Raw genomic sequence first — 19,740 nt, 5'->3', positions numbered from 1 at the left:
ATAGACAAATGAAATATCAAGCTGTCATCGGCCTTGAGGTGCATGCGGAGCTGTCCACTAAGAGCAAGATCTACTGCTCGTGCTCGACTTCGTTCGGCGCACCGATCAATACCCACACCTGCCCGGTCTGCACCGGTATGCCGGGCGCGCTGCCTGTGCTGAACAAGCAGGTGGTTCACTACGCGGCCAAGATGGGCAAGGCAACCGGCTGCACGGTCAACCAGCTTTGCAAGGCCGACCGTAAGAATTACTTTTATCCCGATCTGCCCAAGGCGTACCAGATTTCGCAGTTCGACGTGCCGATCTGCGAAAACGGAGAAGTGTTCTTCTATGTAGACGGCGAAAAGAAGTCTTGCCGCCTCGAGCGCATCCACTTCGAGGAGGACGCGGGCAAGCTGCTGCACGACGAAATCGACGGCACGGTTGTCGACTTCAACCGCTGCGGCGTGCCGCTGATTGAGATGGTCACCAAGCCCGACCTGCATTCCTCGGCGGAAGCGAAGGAATTCCTTGAAATGATTAAAACTACGCTGTCCTACCTCGATATCTGCGACTGCAAGATGGAGGAAGGCTCGATCCGCTGCGACGTTAACGTCTCTATTCGTCCGGAAGGCTCGGAGGAGCTGGGTACGCGCGTGGAGATGAAGAATATCAACACGTTTTCGGGTGCGGTTCGTGCGATTGACTATGAGATTGCCCGCCAGATCGAAGTGGTCGAGAACGGCGGCGAAATTCAGCAGGAGACTCGTCGCTGGGATGACGTGAAGCTCAAGAACACAGTCATGCGCACCAAGGAGGACGCGCAGGACTACCGTTATTTCCCCGATCCGGACCTGATTGCGGTGGAAATTCCGGATGAGTGGATGAAGCAGATTGAGAGCGAGATTCCTGAGCTGCCGATTTCGCGTTATGAGCGCTATCTGAACGAATACGGCATGACCGCGATGGAGGCGCGTCTGATTTCGGACAGCTTTGCCAAGGCGGAACTGCTTGACGCGGCGGCAAAACAGGTCAAGCCTAAGGCGGCGGCAAACTGGATTCTGTCCGATATCTCCAAGTATCTCAACGACAAGGGCGTGGAGCTGCCGGACACCAAGCTGACCGCTGACAAGCTGGTCGATTTGGTCAAACTCATTGAAGCGGGCACGATTTCGGGTGCGGCAGGCAAAAAGGTGCTGCCGAGCATGTTCGAGACCGATGAAACGGTTGAGGCGATCGTGGAGCGCATGGGCCTCAAGCAGGTGTCCGACGAGGGCGCAATCCTTGCCATCGTGCAGGACGTGATTGCAAAGAACGAAAAGGCAGTCGCGGACTTCAAGGCGGGCAAGAACGTCACCGGTTTCCTTGTAGGCCAGTGCATGAAGGCCTCCAAGGGGCAGGGCAACCCGCAGATCATCAATAAGCTGATCGCACAGGAGTTGGCGAAGCTCTAAGTGGGTTTTCCCACATGACAAGCGGAGGTGCTTGCTGTGAAAAAGTTAGGTTGGATAGGGATTGTTCTCGTTTTCGTCTTTTCATTAGCTGCTTGCGGTTCGCAGAACCCACAGGACATGGTTTCGGAAGCACTTGGGGTGGATGCTTCCACTGGCAGCGCGATGTCCAGTATGGACACGCATAGTGGTAACGGTGACGGCACTTCCTGCGTCGTGCTGCATTTTGACGGCAACGAGATGATAAAACAGATCAAAGCAGATGACGTATGGAAATCGTTTCCGCTGGACGAAACTGTTCAGACGTTGGTATATGGGATATCTGATGAAACAAGCAGTGTCGGACCTTTTTTGACGGATGAAGACGGCAAGGCCTTAGTACCTGAGATTGCAAACGGATATTATCGTTTGATCGACCGGCAGGTGGAGCAGGGCGAGGCAACCGGCGCGGATATCTTGAGCCGGGCGTCTTTCAATTTTACCGTGGGGATTTATGATACCGACACTAATACGTTGTATTGCTGTGAGCTGGATACTTGAATAAACGCATAAAAAGGCCTGAGGGAGAATCCCTCAGGCTTTTTTGTTCTATGCATGACATTTGCTCGAATTGGAAAAACTGCAATAAGCGGTAAGATAGATACCGTAAACAGAAAGAATGCCACGGTTTTGGAATATGGAAGAATCATGCAGAATAAAAACAGAACAAATGTTTGATTTTGAGAATATGCCATGCTATAATAAGGGTAACAAATGCAGGCATCGCCGGAAGGGAGAGAGAAATTGTGTCGGCAAGTGCAGCGCAGGCGCGCATCTACTTTGCAATTGATCTGAAGTCCTTCTATGCTTCAGTAGAGTGTGTGGAGCGCGGGCTGGACCCATTGACCACCAATCTGGTGGTGGCAGACCCCAGCCGCACGGAAAAGACCATCTGCCTTGCGGTGTCGCCCTCACTCAAGGCATACGGAATTCCGGGACGAGCGCGCTTGTTCGAGGTGATCGAGCGGCTCAGACAGGTCAATCAAACGCGCCGGTATCAGGCGCCGGGGCATCAACTGACCGGCAAGTCCTGTGATGACGGCGCACTGCGGCAAAATCCGTCCCTTGCGGTGGATTATCTGACTGCGCCGCCGCAAATGGCGCATTATCTTGCGTGGAGCACAAGGATTTACGAGATCTATCTCAAATATATCGCGCCGGAGGATATCCATGTGTATTCGATCGACGAGGTGTTCATCGATGCGACCGCCTATCTGCCGCACTATGGTCTGACCGCGCGCGAACTAGCTGCGCGTATCGTGCGGGATATCCTGCACACAACCGGCATCACTGCGGCGGCGGGCATCGGCACCAATCTGTATCTGGCCAAGGTCGCGATGGATATTGTCGCCAAGCATATCACACCGGATGCGGACGGTATCCGCATCGCGCAGCTCGATGAGCTGACTTATCGACAGCAGTTGTGGACACATCGGCCGCTGACCGACTTCTGGCGGGTAGGGCACGGCTACGCATGCAAACTGGAGCAGCACGGGCTGCGCACGATGGGCGATATCGCGCGCTGTTCCATAGGAGCACCGCAGGATTACTACAACGAAGAATTGCTGTATCGTCTGTTCGGCGTGAATGCCGAGCTGCTGATTGACCATGCATGGGGATTTGAGTCATGCACGATGGCAGAGATTAAGTCCTATCGTCCGGCGCAAAAAAGCATTGCCGCCGGGCAGGTGCTGCAGGAGCCGTATTCCTTTGCCGATGCGCGGCTGGTGATGCGCGAAATGGTCGATTTGCTTGCGCTTGAATTGGTGGAAAAGCATTTGACGACCGACCAGATTGTACTGACTGTGGGATATGATCGCGTCAGTCTGACCGATCCCGCGCGGCGTGCGCAGTATCAGGGCGCTGTTTTGACCGACCATTATGGCCGCACGATACCAAAGCCTGCGCACGGTACGGCAAATCTGGAGCAGCACACCGCATCAGCCAGACTGTTGACCGATGCGGTAAGTGGTCTCTATGACCGCATTGTTCGGCGCGAACTGCTTGTGCGGCGGTTATCGCTGTCGGCCAATCACCTGCGGGACGAGGCCACAGTGGAGCGAGTGCCGGAATATGAGCAGATAGATTTATTTACTGATTATGCGGCGCGGCAGCAGCAGGAACGGGAGCAGGCCGCTGTACTTGCGCGGGAACAGCAGATGCAGCAAGCGATTTTGTCGATCAAGCGCAAATTTGGCAAGAATGCAATCTTAAAGGGGATGGATTTGCAGGAAGCCGCCACAACACGCGTCCGTAACGACCAAATCGGAGGACATAGAGCATGAACGAAACGGGAACAGAACGGTATGCGGATTTGCTGCATTTGCCGCATCATACGTCATCGCGGCATCCACCTATGCCGCGGGAGAATCGCGCGGCGCAGTTTGCCCCTTTTGCCGCATTGACCGGTCATGGGGATGCGGTCGTGGAAACCGCGCGGTTGACCCAGCCGCGCGCAGCACTCGACGAGGGCGTGATCGCGGAACTGGACGCACGCATCGGGCAGCTGCGCGCGCAGATCAGTACGCATCCGGCGGCGGAGATCACCTACTTCGTGCCGGACCATAAAAAGGAGGGTGGGGCGTATGTGACCGTGCGCGGCCGCATTTGTAAAATACGCGATTTTGAAAAGCAGATCGTGCTGGAGGACGGCACGATTGTGCCGGTGGAGCAGGTGATGGACCTGCATTTGCTATGATGAAACAGGCCGACCGCGGAAAGCGGCCGGCCTGTTTTGATTGGTTACTCGAAGTAAAATAAATCCTCGAATTTTTTGTCCAGCGCGATGCACAGGATAAGCGCAAGCTTGGCGGTCGGGTTGAACTGTCCGGTCTCGATGGAACTAATCGTGTTGCGTGACACACCGACCAGATCGGCCAGCTGTGCCTGCGATAGATTTTTCTCACCGCGCGCTTCTTTCAGACGGTTGTGCAGAATCAGTTTTTCGTTCATCGCTCACCCCAGCACGCCGATTACATAGGTGATAAGGTTGGCAATGGAAAGAAGACCGCCTGCAATGGTGGTCACCAATAGAGTTTTATCTCTGCTGAACCGATATCGAGGATAGGCTTCTGCTGCAACATATGCCCAAAAGACTGCGGTTAGCGCATCGTTTGACTGGCCGGTACACAGGTTGAAAATGATGAGAAAAATCAAAACAATCAGGAAGGAGATGATGCCGATTTGTCTGCCCTGATTTTCTGCATTCTTTTTGCCTTCATCCAGGTTTTCTCTGCGGCTTTTTTCCAGAATTTCCTCTTTATTCATGACAATCACCTCTTGGGGTCGAGTTGTTGGTTTGCCAAGTGTACTTTGCATATTAAGTATAACACGCCAAGTAAACTTGTCAAGAGAATTTGCAAAGTTTTCTTGGCAAAATCTTCGGAACCGAAAAACAAGATGCAAAATCTGTCCATCACTATGGGTGGCGTATTGTTTCCGGCAGGGGAAACGGGTATAATAGAGTCTACAGGCGGGCCGCGGCCCACCGTAGACAAAAAGGAGGAATGTTCCTTGCAGATAGAAAAAACCCTGCAAATGCTGTGCGCGCTGCCGGCGGTGAGCGGGTTTGAAGAACAGGCGGCGCAGGCAGTAGCCGCGCTGCTGCGTCCGCTGTGTGATACGGTTGAAGTCGACCACAACGGCAACGTGTTGGGATACAAGGGCTGCGGCCGCAAGCACGCCAAAACCATGCTGCTCGACGCGCACCTCGACCAGATTGGCTTTGTTGTTACCGAGGTGCTGGACGGCGGCTTTTTGCGCTTTGCGCCGGTCGGCGGCGTTGACCCACGCATGCTGCTCGCCACTGAGGTTACCATTCTGGCGGACGAGCCGTTATACGGCGTTGTCAGCTGCATGCCGCCGCACCTGCTGAAAGCGGGCGAACAGGATAAGGCCGTGCCGGTTGACCAAATGCTGATCGACACCGGACTGGAAAACGCCAAGGAGAAAATCCGTATTGGCACGCCGATTGTGTTTGCACAGCAGCCGGTGAAGCTGCTCGGCGGGCAGATTTGCAGCAAATGTCTGGATGACCGTGCGGGCGTGGCCGCGATTCTGCTTGCACTGGAAAAGCTCAAAAAGCACAAAAAGCGCCACTGCAACATTGCGGTGCTGATCAGCGCGCAGGAGGAAGTTACCGGCCTCGGTGCACAGACCGGCGCGTTTGCAGTGCAGCCGGAGTATGCAATCGCGGTGGACGTCACGCACGGCAAAACGCCGGACGGCCCATCAGATGGCGTGTTCGAGCTGGGCAGCGGTCCGGCCATCGGCGTGGGTCCGAACCTGCACCGCGGACTGACCAAACGGCTCATCAAAACCGCGAAGGCCAACGATATTGACTATTCGCTTGAGGTGATGGAGGGTAACACGGGTACGAATGCGTGGACGATGCAGATTGTCGCGCATGGCATTGCGACCGCACTGCTGTCCATCCCGGAGAAATACATGCACACGCCGGTCGAGGTGGTCAAAACATCCGATGTAGAGGATGTTGCGGAACTGATGTATCGGTTTCTGTGTGACTTTGACGGGGAGGTGGAAGCATGACCGAACTGCTCAAAACGCTATGCGCGCTGCCCGGTCCATCCGGCTGTGAGGACGCGGTGCGCGAGTTTGTACTCAAAAAGGCAAAGCCTCTCGCGGATGAAATCCGAACGGATGCCATCGGCAACGTCATGGTGTTTCGAAGGGGAAAAAAGTCGCTCGAGCGGCCGGTCGCCGTATGCGCGCACATGGATGAGGTTGGCGTTATCGTCAAAAAAGTCACTGAGGATGGCATGCTCAAATTCGGTTTTGTCGGCGGGGTCGACCCGCGCGTCGTAATCGGCAAGGACGTGCGGTTCGGCGACACGCGCGGTGTCATCGGCATCAAGGCGGTGCATTTGACGACCGCAGCAGAGCGCCGCACCATGCCAAAAACCAAGGATTTATATATTGACATTGGCGCAACCAGCCGCGCGGCAGCCGAAGCTAAGGTTTCGCTGGGCGATTACGGTGTGTTCGATTCGGATGTGGTGCTGTTCGGAGATGGGCTAATCAAAGCCAAGGCAATTGACGACCGTATCGGCTGCGCGGCGCTGCTGACGCTGCTTGAGGAGCAGCCGCCGGTTGATACCTGGTTCTGCTTTACCGTGCAGGAGGAGACTGGCCTGCGTGGTGCGGCGAGCATGGCCTATGCGCTCGATCCGGGCTTTGCGCTCGTTATAGAGGGTACAACCGCAGCTGATTTGGCGGAAGTGAAGGATGGTAAAGCAGTTTGCCGCGTGCTCGGCGGCGCGGTCATCCCGTTTATGGACGGCGCAACGATTTATGATGCGTCGCTGTTCGAGCTGCTGCGAGACGCGTGCATCCGGCGCGGCATCCCGTGGCAGACCAAGACGCGCATTTCTGGCGGTACGGACGCAGGCCGTATTCATAAGAGCCGGGCGGGCGTGCGCGTGTGCGCTGTAGCCGCGCCGGTGCGTTATATCCATTCGCCGTCGAGCGTGGCGGCGCTGAGCGACTGCGAGGCGGTTTTGCAGGCTGCGCGCGCATTTCTGGAGGAACTGGGAGGAGAAACCGAATGAGCAAGGTTTTTGATTTATGGAACGAGGTCGGCGGCGCGTTTGGCCCATCCGGCCGCGAGGATGCTGTGCGCGAGGCGATTGCGGCCATCGCAGGTGAATATATTGACGACGTGACAACCGACACACTGGGCAATCTCATTTGCCGTAAAAAGGGAAGCGGTAAAAAGGTGCTGTTTGCTGCGCATATGGATTCCATCGGCGTGGTGGCCACTTATATCGACGAGCACGGATTTATTCGCTTTTCACAGGTTGGCGGCCTGTTCAAGGGCGACCTCATCAATATCACGGTGCGCTTTGCAAACGGTACGCGTGGTGTGATTTCCTACGAGGAAAAAACACCGTTTAAGGATTTGACGTTGGACAATCTGTTCATCGATATTGGCGCAAAGGACCGCGCGGATGCGGAAAAGCAGGTGCAGGTGGGCGATTTTGCCGTGTTTGAGGCGCCGCGCTTTGAGCAGAACGGTGTGCTGTGTGGCCCGTATCTGGATAACCGCATCGGCTGTGTGACGCTGCTGCGCGCGATGGAGCAGGTAGGGGAGACGGATAACGACCTCTACTTTGTGTTCACGGCGCAGGAGGAAGTGGGCCTGCGCGGCGCGGGCGCGGCGGCATTTGCCGTGCAGCCAGATGTCGCCATTGCAGTGGACGTGACCGACACGGGCGACCTGCCTGAGCGTAAAACGCCGATGGCGGTCGACATGGGAAAAGGCCCGGCAGTTAAGGTGATGGACCGATCGGTCATCTGCACGCCGGCGGTATGTGCAGCGCTTGAGCAGGCGGCTCACGACTGCGGCGTAGCCACACAGCGCGAAATTTTGCAGTTCGGCGGTACGGATACGGCCGCGCTGCAAAAGGCGCGCGCGGGCGTGCAGGCAGGTGCCGTGTCCATCCCGACGCGCTATATCCATTCTCCGAGCGAGATGTGTGCGGTAAGCGATGTTGAGGATGCAGCAAAGCTGATTGCGCGTTTTGCGATGACCTTTGGAATGCAGAACACATAAAAACAGCAGAAAACCGGACGGGATACGGAATACACCGCGTCCCGTCCGGCCTACAGTTGGAACACTTCGTTCTGCAACGGGGAAAAGCATGAGTCCGTTCGTAGTTTGCTCCAGACTTGCAGCTTTTTTATAGATTTTCCTTGACAATCGCTGTCAAATTTGTTATTCTATTTTAGCAAGATTTATTTCGATAAATTTATCCGGGTGTAGCGCAGCTGGTAGCGTGCTTGACTGGGGGTCAAGAGGCCGCAGGTTCAAGTCCTGTCACTCGGACCAGTGCTGAGTATCATTTTAATGGTACTCAGCATTTTATTTTTGCCTTTTTTGTAATGTTTTTTGTAAGAAATCATCATGTTTATGCCCCTGGGTTATTTTTTCTCTTACTGTTCTCACAATAAACGCACAGCTCTCAATCCCATATTGGTAAGCGAAATGTTAGCGAACGTCAGCGATTTGTCAGCAAATACGCCCTGCGATCTCTCACTAACGAGTTTTCGCAAAAGTTTTTTCGAACATTTGGCAGTGCACTTCCAAATAAACTCCATTCAAAATTTAAAGTCTGTATATTGAAAAGAGCACCTAATCGATTTGGTTAGGTGTTCTTTTCATGTTTTTTCTTCCTAAGATATATTTACACATTACACGATTTCAGATGCAATACGAGATATACAATCTGCACCCTTTTGTTTTTGTTGCTCTGTAATTGTCGCATAATAATCTGCGGTGATGCTCGTGTCAGTATGCCCGAGTAACCGACTGGTTTCAAGGAGGCTCATGCCATTTTGCAACATTAGTGATGCGAATGTATGCCGAAAATCATGAAATTTAATCTTGTGCTTGCAGGAATCGCTTTGTTCACCTTTACCCATGTCTTGCAATCTCTTTTCAAAATATCTACTCATCGTAGATCGCAAGGAATTTGGGTTGATAAGTTGACCAAACTTGTTGACAAACACAAAATCTTGCGTCTGATTCTGTATTCTTTTTTGAACAAGCTCTAAATTACCATCTAAATGCTCCTTCCACGTCATTATGATGTCATATACATCTTGCCTGATATCAATACTGCGAACGCTCGTGCTTGTTTTTGTTTCACCAACACAATAACGCCTATGCGCCTCATCATCAGGAATAAACTCGCTATTCTTGGTCAATGCCCTTTGAACTTTAATCTGGTAATGCTGTCCATCCTCTGTATTAGAGGATTTAACAATATCACACCATTGCAGCGCACACAATTCTCCTATCCTCATACCTGTGACGCAAAGCAAACGCATGATCGTGTAGTACATCAGATTGGGCTTCAAAACTTCTGCCAATTCCTTCAATTCTTCTTTTGAAAGGAATCTACTATCACGATCTGCCGGAATAGACTTAGGGCAATCGATTTTGTGCTTCATGGGGTTTGCCCCCTCTCTGATGTACTTATATGTTTCTGCGTATTCAAACATATTATATAAAACCTTACGTCGAATCTTATACGTAGATTCAGAATATGTATGTTCGCTTTGCTCTTGTTTCCACCAAAAGTAATTCCGTATAGTCCGGGCATCAACCTCGTCAGCGTACATATCTCCCATGTAATCTCTAATCTCCTGATATGGATAGAAATAAGATTGTAGAGTAGAGTATTTAACAGTATCTTTTTTCATGGCGAACCATTCATCTGCCAGTTGCTTCATCTTGCACCGATGTAGTTGCTGATTCATTACAACCAATTGAACCGGCACATTGTTAAACGATGGAGTTATTTGCTGTTGTATTTGTTGATTTGTAGAAACCACTTGAAGAGGTACGTTGGTTGATAATGTATTCATTCGTTGCTGCATAGCCTCTCGCTTTTTTTCTTCTACCTTTGCAAGAACTTCTTCCACCGAATGCCCGCTAACGGTTATTCTTTTTTTTCCATCCGGATAAACAATATATGGGGACATCTGGTAGCATTTACGACTATTATTATAATAAGGTTGCGCTTTGCTTTCTTTCATATCATCACCCTCGTGAGCTTTGTTGCAGGATGATAACGCTGATACTTCTTCTCGTTCAATAGTGTTTTCGTCAGGTTTTTCACCTAAGAATTTGTATAAATCTGATTTCCTGATCAAAGTCTTTTGACTGCCAAAAGCTTGAATATCTCCATTGTCAATCAAATCACGCAGTTCATCTTCTTGTAAACCCATTAGCTCTGCTGCACTAGTAATATTCATCATTGCTTTTTCTATTTTGCCCATATATCGGTACCACTCCTATTTTTTTGATACCTCTTATATGAGAAAGTTCAAATCATGGTATTACTCGACAGCACCAACGTCTATTGGGCTACCCTTAGTCTTATTGGATTTGAAAATGTCCTTTACCAAAAAGATGCTTTACTCAACTCCTAAAATCCAATCCCTTATGGAACATGGTATAAAAATCCAAACTCCTTTTATTCTGGATTTATTTTTTCTTTTCCTCCAAATCACTTCAAATCCCTATCCGTTTCACGAATTTAACCAGCTATCCAAAGTTTTAATCCCATGGTAATTCATTTTGGTTATTTTCTATTTAGCTTTCCTTTCTTCTTGGTCATTTTTACCAATATTCTCTTTTGCTCTGGTCATATCCCACTGCTTCATCAATGATAATATGCCATTAAACTGAATCAACATCTAAAACACATTGCCTGCTTTTACGACAACTAGTATGGATACAGCTTAATTATATATCCCTAACACTTTTCCATACTCATAGTAAATTGAGATAACAACATCACGCAAATGAGAGTTCAACATATCATTTGCGCCTTCGATAATAGACAGGCTTGCAAGCAACTGGCCTGATTTATTATCATACAAGTAATATCCACCTGAAACCCGCTTTACTCCAATAAACTGCAAAGCCCGCTTTGGTATCTTACCGGATACTTTTGCACTTGCTCCTAAATCTGCCATATCATCTGTCCTCCCTGATCTGCGTTGCTTTAACCAATTGTCCCATTGCCATAGTGGCATTTGCTATAGCATTTTTCATGTTTTCTATGCTTACTGCGTCCCCATTCGCATTTATCGAAAGATGAATTTCCCGATAAACTTGATTGCTATTCTCGTCGTATATTTTGATTGAATCCGATGTACTAATAACCATAACATTTCTCCTTTTTTAATTTATTTATATATTACATCTATGTATTTATCATAGTTGTTTATAATATCAGTACTGTAACAGCTTTCATTCAGACAGAATTCCTTTTTTTACTTACTATTTATACTGCTGCCGTATTGTTCATCAACCTATCAGAATAGATAAATCAAAAATGCCATACTCAACTAAAAAAATAACACCCCTGACGGAGTGTTCTTCCAATTCCTCAATAAACATTCTTTTCATAACAGTACTAATTCAAACAAATTATGCTGCAATCTTAATCAATGAATCTAACCCCAATATTTATGTCTCATTTGCTTTTAAAGTACTTTATCCATCTTTTTTTCCATCAAATTTTTATTTTAATGCTCTCCGCACAATGTATAGCAGAATGTCGGACAATTTTACAACTAGTCCAACCGCCCCGATCGGCAATGGTTTTGCATTTTTTCAAGGGAACTATCTGATTTTTACACATTTTCCGACACTTAATCGCTTGCGATACATTTTGCTTTTGATGCTGAACGAGCAACGTATATCTACAATGCATCACAAAATTTTGATACTGTCCATCTTTAAAATCCATACGGGTATGTAAACCATACGTCCTATCCTAACACATATTGTTTATCCGCTAAACACTTCCTGCATTCCGCACTTGCCAATGCTGCCAACTGCCCACAATGTCATAATCACAGGCAAAAAAATAACACTCACACTTGAGTGTCAACTCCTTTAAGCTTATAAACTTCATCCCCACATCACAAGAGGAGTAGGGGACTAGAAAGCCTCTGATTCTTTTCCGCCTCGGCTATCTTCACATCTTCCTCAGCCTTTTCATATTGCTCACTGATGTCATGGTATTCATCAAGGGTATTGGCAAAGGCTTGGTCACCTACACCACCCGCTTGAGCACCAAACGAGTTTACAAAGGCTGAAAGAGTTTTAGCATCATAATTCGACTTACCCTCTGTAATCGTAAAGCTATCCATGTAGAAGCTGTTGTTATTGGCATTACGTGCTCCAGCTGGCTTGATGCCTACCATGTTTTCACCAATTAAATTCTTGATGATTGGAGCACTCGTAGCTTTACCACTACCAGTTGTATCACCATATTTATAAGATGCTATGGTTGGAATGTCCTTGCCTCTCCAAATTACATACCAGTAATTTGGCTTCATATCATAAGAACCACCATCATCCGTTCTGTTAAACTCATAAACATTATCTTCATCATAAGGCATAAAGCCTGATTTGTTACCCATTATGTCTGATTTAACAGGCGTGGTGTTACTACTTACAAACCGCAAGAAACTATCTTTACCTATGTGCTCATTACATGAATGCCCACTACAATCTTCATCACCACAATAGTGGGTTTCATGTCCCGTAATCGCCGCCCACTGGAATGTAATCGTTGGTATTCCGCCTATATCCTCTAAAGACTTTAACCAACTAATTCGCTTCTCTGTGAGACGAAGTGAACCATCAAGGGGCTCGGGTTCTTCTTCCTCTGGTGCTTTTTCATACTTGATAAACAACTCCCTATCTGGATTCGTCCAGTTAGAGGGTCCAAGACTACCCGGTGTAGTTCCTGTCTTACCCTCTTCGGATTGATTATCTTTCGCTTCTTCATAAGTCGGATATGGCTCCGGCTCATCTGGCGTAATATCATCAACGATTACCCAATCCACTACCTTGTATTCTTCTTCATCTTCTATTTCATACGTTGCAGTGGTAGGTATCTTCTCAGATGTTGTCTTAGAAGGTGTGGTAGCCTCTGGACTGTCATAGTACATCTTCGTTACGTTGGTGTACTGAGGTGGAACGTATGGCGTTTTATCCTCTGGGTCTGGGTCAATGGGTTCACCCGGGTCATTTAGAGTAGTGATGTCTGGCCATACCGGAACTTTAAGGTCTACATAAATAAATGCGCCTTGTAAACTTCCATTGTCCTGCCCAAAATTTAATTGCAACCCATTTTCTACTGGAGTAATATGTTTCTGACTACCAGCGAGACCTAGCTTTGAAACTTGATTGTTTTGACTAACCGTAGTCGCTAACTTTACCGAATCATCCCATTGCTTTATCTTCTCTTGCGTAAGCTCTGCATCATTCGTTTGTACTTTAACTTCTTCAGTGATGTTTGCTTTGCCATTGTTATCATAAAATTGCAATCCACCACCATCATCAGTGATGTTTAGGTAACCAGCCGTAACTTGCTTGTTCGTCATATAACCCGCTATGAGGTTGTATGTCTTAACTTGACCACTCTTTCCATCATCCGATGAACTAAATGCTTCGGATTCTCTTGATGCAATGTAGGTGTTACCCGTTACCGCTGCTGTTGAAGCATTGTTCGCCTTCCGATTCACTACCTCCGGATAATTCGTTATCGCTTCATAAATTGAAAGCTCATTACCATCTGCATCATAAATGTGATACAGTGTAGAATCTTCTTCATCTGGCGTTAATAGCAATCCCGCCCGTACAAAATCTTCCTCAGTTAAATCATAATAATAATTTATTACTGGAAGTTGCTGTACTTTGCTCCATTGCATGAATACGCCTATACCATAAGACAATCTCATGGTGTCTCTGTTGTTGCGCATCCATGAATAGTCACCCTGAATACCGGGGTCTAACGGTTTGTATTCAAGTCCAAGTCCCGGATACTTCATGTTAGGCTCAAGCATAACTGATGTAGCGGTGTTGCGAGCTAATGAAGGAGCTACACCAGAAGTGTCGCCCAGAATTGTGTCATTACCTTTCCAGTTGACAATGTCACGCATTGTAGCTGCTGTGTAAACTCCATTTACTGGGGTGTATACACCGGGCTCTACAGTGAACATATAGGTGCCTTGCTGTGCTACACCAGATTTGGTATAGTATATACCGTTTTTGTAGTCATTTTCTCCTACCTTACCAAAACCACTCGATTGATTAGCATAACTACCATTCGCTACTTTTGCTAACCATAACGCCTGATTGATAACCTCACTTTGAGTGAAGAATGTTTTTACTTTGGTCGTGCTGCTAGCATTTGTACCAATTGGTAACGGGAATGACATTGTTTGACCTGCATCATTCTTATATGACGCATAGTTTACAAAAACACGACCTAATGGCGATGTAGACGTTTTGGCATAGTAGTCATACTGCTTTGACATTTTATTTGTATTGCCAGCTTTATAGTAATAAAGTGCATCCGAGAAATTGGAATGCTGGACTACTTTGTATGCCGGATTCGCTGATGCCCAGTCGTATGTAGCTACTTTGATTACTTTTGACCAATCAGCTCCATCTTCACCCAATGCCTTGGATGAGTCTGTGGCTCGTGGTGCCCAGTACAGTGTGACTCGTAAAAATTGTGCATTTCCACCTGCCCATTGGTTACCAGCTAATGGTCCAGAACCACTAAACTGTGGTCCGGGAGAGGCTGAGCTAAAACCAGCACCAAATGCTGTTGTGATGGTGGAGACGAACAATAGGAAAGCCACAAATAAACTAAATACCCTTGATATTCTGCTTCTTCGTTGCATCTGTCTACCTCCTGTTGAAACTTATTCCATTTAGACTTGAGTTGGGATGACCTCGTGGTGTAATTGTCATTCTTAAAATTTCCTCCTTATATTAAGAGGAGGTGTGATGCCTAAACATCACACCTCTCTAGTTTAACTTGTGGCTAAAAGCCATTACTTGCCTTACTTGCAAGTCTGCCAATAACCATCATAAACAAAGAAAACATCTTTATCTGAAGGACTGCCAGTAGTAAGGTTGCCATGGATGTCTGCTACCATTCCATTGGTTGGATTGGAAACCTTCTCGAGCTTACGCATGCCTGCACCATCAATCATAGCCCACTCAGTCTCCCAGAAGACGTAATCTCCTTTTTGCAAGTACTGGCCACCCATATTATCATAAAAATCTTCAGCGATGTCACCAATCTCTACTTTAGCACCATTGGTCGGGTAAACAAGGCCAAGATAAATACCACCTTTACCATTACCACCTAAACCAAGAACACCAGTCTCTTCGTCACGCTCTACCTTAACACCATTGATGACGTCACCTTCCTTAGGATAGACGATGCCAGAAATGCCTACGTTGCTATTGTCGGGCAGAGGAGAGAGTCCAGTCGGCATTTCAATGGTGGTATCATCATCGCTAACCTCTACGCGTGGCATAAAACCATACAAACGATTTACAATAACACATGTCTCAGCACGAGTAGTAGAACTCTTGGGGTCATACTTGGAACCTTTACCCTCTAATAAACCCATTCCATAAGCTGTCTGGATATAAGAACGATAAGTGGAGTCTGCCTGATTGAGGTCGCTTATCTTAGAAGCATCAAAGGTAACACCTGTGGTGTCCTCATTGCGAATTGCTTTCGCAGAATTGACAAGCACCATCGCCATCTTTTCTCTGGTAATAGGAGTGTTGGCTTCTGAGGACATGCTGGAGGGGATAATGCCAAGCTCAATAGCTGGGTCAATTACGCGGTCTGGCCATGCCTTGGTATCATCCACAAGATTCTGATTAGCTGCCTCAAGGATTAGGGACAGTATCTCTGCTGTGGTGATGCTACGGTCTGGGTCAAACTTTAACCCGCCATTTCCATCTGGAGTACCATTGATGCCACCCTGAGATAACAAAATCGGAATATTATTATCCCGAACCGCCCAGTGATTCTTTAATACACTCTCATAATCACTGAAATCTTCCAGATTAGGAGTAGGAGTGGTGGAGCGGGCTATCGGAGCCGCTGCGGAAATCGCATCTACCTCCCCAACCTCCATCACTATACTCCCATCCATAGTGATTAAATCACTAACATCCTCCGTATCTAACGCTATCGCCGATACCGTTCCCTGCGCTACTATCGCTACCGCCATAATCATCGGTATCAATATGCGCTTCACCTTAATAAATTGAGTTTTCATAAATGCTTATGCCTCTCTTTCTAAAATTTACACTACCTCTTTCAGATATGTGTATGTAATATGGATGATTATCCCCCCTTAATTTTGCTCCTTTTTGTGATGCATCTTCAATCTTTCAGCTGCACCACGAGCATCAGCGTATTTCCATTATATTGCTGATTTGCTGGCATTACAAGACATGATTTGACATTTTTCCCCTTGTATTTTCTTTCTCAGTTTCAAGCCCCCAGTTTTAACATATATGCATTTTTCAACATTCTGTACAGCTGGTTTTTTACCCCCATCAGTCCTATTCTACGATCCCGATTATGACTAGCGTATTGAACATGTTTATCATCTAAAATCCCGAAATATGTTAGCTTGTTATAATGTATCGTGCTAACTTATATGTTTCTGCTTACTGTATATAAAATATGATCTGCTCTCGCTATCATCATCCCAAGTCTCTGCTATCTAATTTTAATGCTACTTGCCAAGGTTCTTGGGTATAATCTGTAATGTATTCTCTGAGTTCGATAAGCTGAATTGGTTTTATTTAATGTGTAGCTTGTAAACTAGATTGCTTTTCATTCGCCACAATTTTGGATATAACCCCGTGGACTTAGTGGTTACTTTACTTCTGTGGAAGGTTGTATAACAGGTATTCTAATTTTTATCCCTATGTTCTGTAACCGAAACCATACTGATGATATTTTTTACTATCTGTCTGGGGAATTAAAAACAAAAGCATTGGCATCATACCAATGCTTTTGTCTGTAATGCGAGATAATTATTATGCTCCTACCGTCAGCTATAAGCATGTTGGGATTTTATCAGTCCATTATCACACTTTTTCTATGTACTTTTTGTAAAACACAATGCTGCTTGCGTATTGTATTTTCTGAGATAGGTAAGCTGCATTGGTTTTATCTAATGTGTAGCTTGTAAACTAGATTGTTTTTCATTTCTCTTAATTTTGGATATAACCCCGTGGACTTAGTGGTTACTTTACTTCTGTGGAAGGTTGCAAAACAGGTATGCAAATTTTTACCCCTATGTTCTGTAACCGAAACCATACTGATATTATTTTTTACTATCTGTCTGGGGAATTAAAAACAAAAGCATTGGGGTCATACCAATGCTTTGTTTATGCTTTTGCTTTGTAGGTGAGATATCCATATCTTATCCGAGATTAACTAGTACACTATTTGCTCTTGCATCACTTCTTTGTTTTTAATCAAATTGATGCTTTGTTTCTATATGGAATGTTCGCCTTTTAAGTCTTACATCCTAAGCTAACATTTTATTCTGTTATGCTATGTGTTTTTTTCATGATACCCTAAAATCATTTACCCTTTCCGTACCTAAGTCAACTCACTTTTTCCTCATTTTGCTGCATAATTTTTTTCACCACTGTATCACTTGACGTATCGCTATCAAATCATCAATGTATCATTACATTTCAAATTCAAAAATTTTTTTCACCTAGGTTGTACGTGCAATGTATCCCTAATTTTTGTTTACTGCTTCACATCCAAAATCTACTGTTTTACTTTCTTCATACGCTTTTACCCTCCTATAAAATGTAGACCTGCTGATCTCTAAAAGCTTTGCCGCCTGCTCTGATGTTATCTTATCGTCACACCACTGCTTATAAACAGCTTCAAAATTGTTTATTGTTTTCGGCTTACGTCCTTTATATTTCCCGGCTTGCTTAGCAATTTGAATACCTTGCATCTGTCTTTCCAATATCTGCTTTCGCTCCAATTGCGCAAAGCATGCAAGCATACTTAGGAAGAATTCGCCATAGTGGTCTGCGCTCGTAAAATGTGGACTAAGACAAACCAAACTTGCCTTTTGCTCAGTAATTCTATCTACGATCGTCAGTATATCACGGGTGTTTCTTCCCAATCTATCTATACTCAACACAGTAACCGAATCGCCTTCGCGTAATTGATTTAGCATTATACTCAGTTCTGCACGCTCCATATTTGCACCAGACGCCTTATCCAGATAAACTTTATCGTATTCACCTTGCTTTGCTTGTTCTATCTGTCTTGCTTCATTTTGATCTGCTGTACTTACTCTGGAATAAAAGAATTTCATCTTAAAAAACCTCGTTTCTCTTGTTCATCACTAGTCACTTGAATGCTTCAAGTCCCATTTTCACCCATATCACCTCATTGACACACCCTATGCTTCATTAGACTATACCCAATTGAGCGTTTCATTTGCAGCCTCATATAAACATAAAAATCCCTATTGATACTGCTTTGAAACACTTATGAGACTGTAAATGACAATTCCCATTTGACTTATCTCACATTGCCTGCTACGCCTGTTTCACCTCCATTGTACACATACAATCACCACACAGGATATTAACCTCTCTTGTTGCCCTTACGCTCATACCGCATGAAGGGCAAATATATTTCCGTGTACTTGATTTTCTTTTTCCTGTTTGACCACCTGTGGATGGGGAAGGGGAGAGGTTATCATCCCGGTGATGATCAATACCCAATTCCATAAGCCCATTATCTTTCAGTACTGCAATAAACCCTGTGCTTGGCGTGGTTTTGCTGTACCCGATGTATGGTGCATACTCAATAAGAAGTCCACGCTTTTCTGCTTCTGCTTTAAAAAGTTTATTGTGATATCGTCCTCCCTTTGATGTATCAGCAATACCATTTACCATGCAATAAAGATGTACCATTTCATGTTGTAAAGTAGCTAAAACATTTTCGATTGGTCTATCTAAATGCTCTGCACTAATATTGATCTCATAATAACTGGCAGCTTCATCTTTCCATACCTCTTGTGTCGTGATGTATCCATACGCCTTGGGGCGTGATTGTATTGTGATCATAACTTTTGGCAGTGCACTTTCAAAATACACCCTATTTAGAATATCAAAAGCTTTCTCCAGTATAGCATTGTCTTGTGCAATCATTAGAAAATCCTCTCTTTCAATATCTGCCTACATATATCTATCTCAAAATGTCTTATTTCAAGCTGGATATACGAAAAAGAGCACTCAACCGCAATGTTGAGTGCTCTTTTTATAAATATCAGTATTTTATCCTGCTATGTTAGCCGTTTGGATCTCAGGCTTGCTGGCAGCTTCTTTAGTGCTGCTACTTTTCACCGCTGGATACAGCATTTGTATTTTCCCTTTGTTATCTATTTTAATTCCGTTGATTGCGCGTAATTCATACAGTGTCTTAATCTTTTCTTCAGCCATCATACCGTGAAAAAACCTACTGGACACCACTTCATATTCTGTACCGACTTTCCCCACCACAGTATACATGATGTTGACGATGCAATCACTTTCGAACTTAGGGGAGAGGGAACCAATACCAGTCTTGACCATATAGTTATTGCAAAAATCCCTATCTACTGCTAATTGCCCACTGCTATCCAGCTGAAACCCAAGGACTGCATTTCCTTCTTTGAGGGCATTTTTGATTTGCTTGGCTGTCAAACCTACCATGTCCTTGTTCTCGGTAGAGTAGCATTCAAACCCAACGCTCCGTTTGCCAAGCATCACTTCGTTAATCAATACTTTGCACATGGTCTTGTTTCTCCTTTTTCTATTGGTTTTCTCTTGATGCTTGCATATTGTAACGCTGGGACGAGTGATAAACTA

17 protein-coding genes and 1 tRNA gene are annotated in these 19,740 nt (G+C 46.1%); 8 read left to right on the top strand and 10 right to left on the bottom strand.

Features of this window, described 5'->3' with window-relative positions:
* The first annotated feature begins 8 nt into the window (after nt 1-8).
* The 4 genes from gatB (at nt 9) to ACESSO_RS01590 (ending at nt 4,167) form a co-directional block, all read left to right on the top strand.
* On the top strand, nt 9-1,433 hold the full coding sequence (gatB, locus tag ACESSO_RS01605) for an Asp-tRNA(Asn)/Glu-tRNA(Gln) amidotransferase subunit GatB (protein ID WP_373163300.1): 1,425 nt from the start codon (nt 9-11) through the stop codon (nt 1,431-1,433).
* 36 nt (nt 1,434-1,469) lie between these two features.
* Nucleotides 1,470-1,970: a hypothetical protein gene (locus tag ACESSO_RS01600; RefSeq protein ID WP_373163299.1), complete on the top strand. Its 501-nt coding sequence runs from the start codon at nt 1,470-1,472 to the stop codon at nt 1,968-1,970.
* A gap of 245 nt (nt 1,971-2,215) precedes the next feature.
* Entirely contained in the window at nt 2,216-3,754 is a 1,539-nt protein-coding gene (locus tag ACESSO_RS01595) for a DNA methylase (RefSeq protein ID WP_373163298.1), read from the top strand.
* Entirely contained in the window at nt 3,751-4,167 is a 417-nt protein-coding gene (locus ACESSO_RS01590; protein WP_373163297.1) for a hypothetical protein, read from the top strand. The genes ACESSO_RS01595 and ACESSO_RS01590 overlap by 4 nt, the downstream gene beginning before the upstream one ends.
* A 44-nt stretch (nt 4,168-4,211) precedes the next feature.
* Here the strand turns inward: ACESSO_RS01590 and ACESSO_RS01585 are convergent, their stop codons facing one another.
* Nucleotides 4,212-4,421 carry a helix-turn-helix transcriptional regulator gene (locus ACESSO_RS01585; RefSeq protein ID WP_373163296.1) on the bottom strand — a complete coding sequence of 70 codons (210 nt, stop codon included), beginning with the start codon at nt 4,419-4,421 and terminating at the stop codon, nt 4,212-4,214.
* Between the two features lie 3 nt (nt 4,422-4,424).
* Nucleotides 4,425-4,736 (bottom strand): DUF6442 family protein, encoded by a 312-nt coding sequence (locus tag ACESSO_RS01580; RefSeq protein WP_373163295.1) that lies wholly within the window; start codon nt 4,734-4,736, stop codon nt 4,425-4,427.
* A 246-nt stretch (nt 4,737-4,982) separates the two neighbouring features.
* Here ACESSO_RS01580 and ACESSO_RS01575 point away from each other — a divergent pair, with 246 nt between their 5' ends.
* The 4 genes from ACESSO_RS01575 (at nt 4,983) to ACESSO_RS01560 (ending at nt 8,316) form a co-directional block, all read left to right on the top strand.
* Nucleotides 4,983-6,017, top strand: coding sequence for a M20/M25/M40 family metallo-hydrolase (locus ACESSO_RS01575; protein ID WP_373163294.1), 1,035 nt, complete (start codon nt 4,983-4,985; stop codon nt 6,015-6,017).
* Complete coding sequence (locus ACESSO_RS01570) at nt 6,014-7,036, top strand: M42 family metallopeptidase (RefSeq protein WP_373163293.1); 1,023 nt, start codon at nt 6,014-6,016, stop codon at nt 7,034-7,036. The genes ACESSO_RS01575 and ACESSO_RS01570 overlap by 4 nt, the downstream gene beginning before the upstream one ends.
* Entirely contained in the window at nt 7,033-8,040 is a 1,008-nt protein-coding gene (locus ACESSO_RS01565; RefSeq protein ID WP_373163292.1) for a M42 family metallopeptidase, read from the top strand. Before ACESSO_RS01570 ends, ACESSO_RS01565 begins: the two co-directional genes overlap by 4 nt.
* 200 nt (nt 8,041-8,240) lie before the next feature.
* Nucleotides 8,241-8,316 (top strand) — tRNA-Pro (locus tag ACESSO_RS01560).
* A gap of 362 nt (nt 8,317-8,678) precedes the next feature.
* Here ACESSO_RS01560 and ACESSO_RS01555 read toward each other — a convergent pair.
* The 8 genes from ACESSO_RS01555 to ACESSO_RS01520 all read right to left on the bottom strand — a co-directional run bounded on the left by ACESSO_RS01555 (nt 8,679) and on the right by ACESSO_RS01520 (nt 19,665).
* A complete protein-coding gene (locus tag ACESSO_RS01555) occupies nt 8,679-10,271 on the bottom strand; it encodes a tyrosine-type recombinase/integrase (protein WP_373163291.1) in 1,593 nt (530 codons plus the stop codon).
* Between the two features lie 465 nt (nt 10,272-10,736).
* Entirely contained in the window at nt 10,737-10,973 is a 237-nt protein-coding gene (locus ACESSO_RS01550; protein ID WP_373163290.1) for a hypothetical protein, read from the bottom strand.
* 1 nt (nt 10,974) lies between these two features.
* Nucleotides 10,975-11,166 (bottom strand): hypothetical protein, encoded by a 192-nt coding sequence (locus ACESSO_RS01545; RefSeq protein ID WP_373163289.1) that lies wholly within the window; start codon nt 11,164-11,166, stop codon nt 10,975-10,977.
* A gap of 761 nt (nt 11,167-11,927) precedes the next feature.
* Complete coding sequence (locus tag ACESSO_RS01540) at nt 11,928-14,708, bottom strand: hypothetical protein (protein ID WP_373163288.1); 2,781 nt, start codon at nt 14,706-14,708, stop codon at nt 11,928-11,930.
* 162 nt (nt 14,709-14,870) lie between these two features.
* Nucleotides 14,871-16,112: an S-layer homology domain-containing protein gene (locus ACESSO_RS01535; RefSeq protein WP_373163287.1), complete on the bottom strand. Its 1,242-nt coding sequence runs from the start codon at nt 16,110-16,112 to the stop codon at nt 14,871-14,873.
* Nucleotides 16,113-17,600: 1,488 nt separating this feature from the next.
* Entirely contained in the window at nt 17,601-18,197 is a 597-nt protein-coding gene (locus ACESSO_RS01530; protein WP_373163286.1) for a recombinase family protein, read from the bottom strand.
* A gap of 226 nt (nt 18,198-18,423) precedes the next feature.
* Nucleotides 18,424-19,041 (bottom strand): SprT-like domain-containing protein, encoded by a 618-nt coding sequence (locus ACESSO_RS01525; protein ID WP_373163285.1) that lies wholly within the window; start codon nt 19,039-19,041, stop codon nt 18,424-18,426.
* Nucleotides 19,042-19,167: 126 nt separating this feature from the next.
* On the bottom strand, nt 19,168-19,665 hold the full coding sequence (locus tag ACESSO_RS01520; protein ID WP_373163284.1) for a hypothetical protein: 498 nt from the start codon (nt 19,663-19,665) through the stop codon (nt 19,168-19,170).
* Between the last annotated feature and the right edge of the window lie 75 nt (nt 19,666-19,740).

This window comes from Agathobaculum sp. Marseille-P7918, assembly GCF_964248325.1.
Lineage (GTDB): Bacteria > Bacillota > Clostridia > Oscillospirales > Butyricicoccaceae > Agathobaculum.
This window is presented reverse-complemented; position numbering and strand designations above follow the sequence as displayed.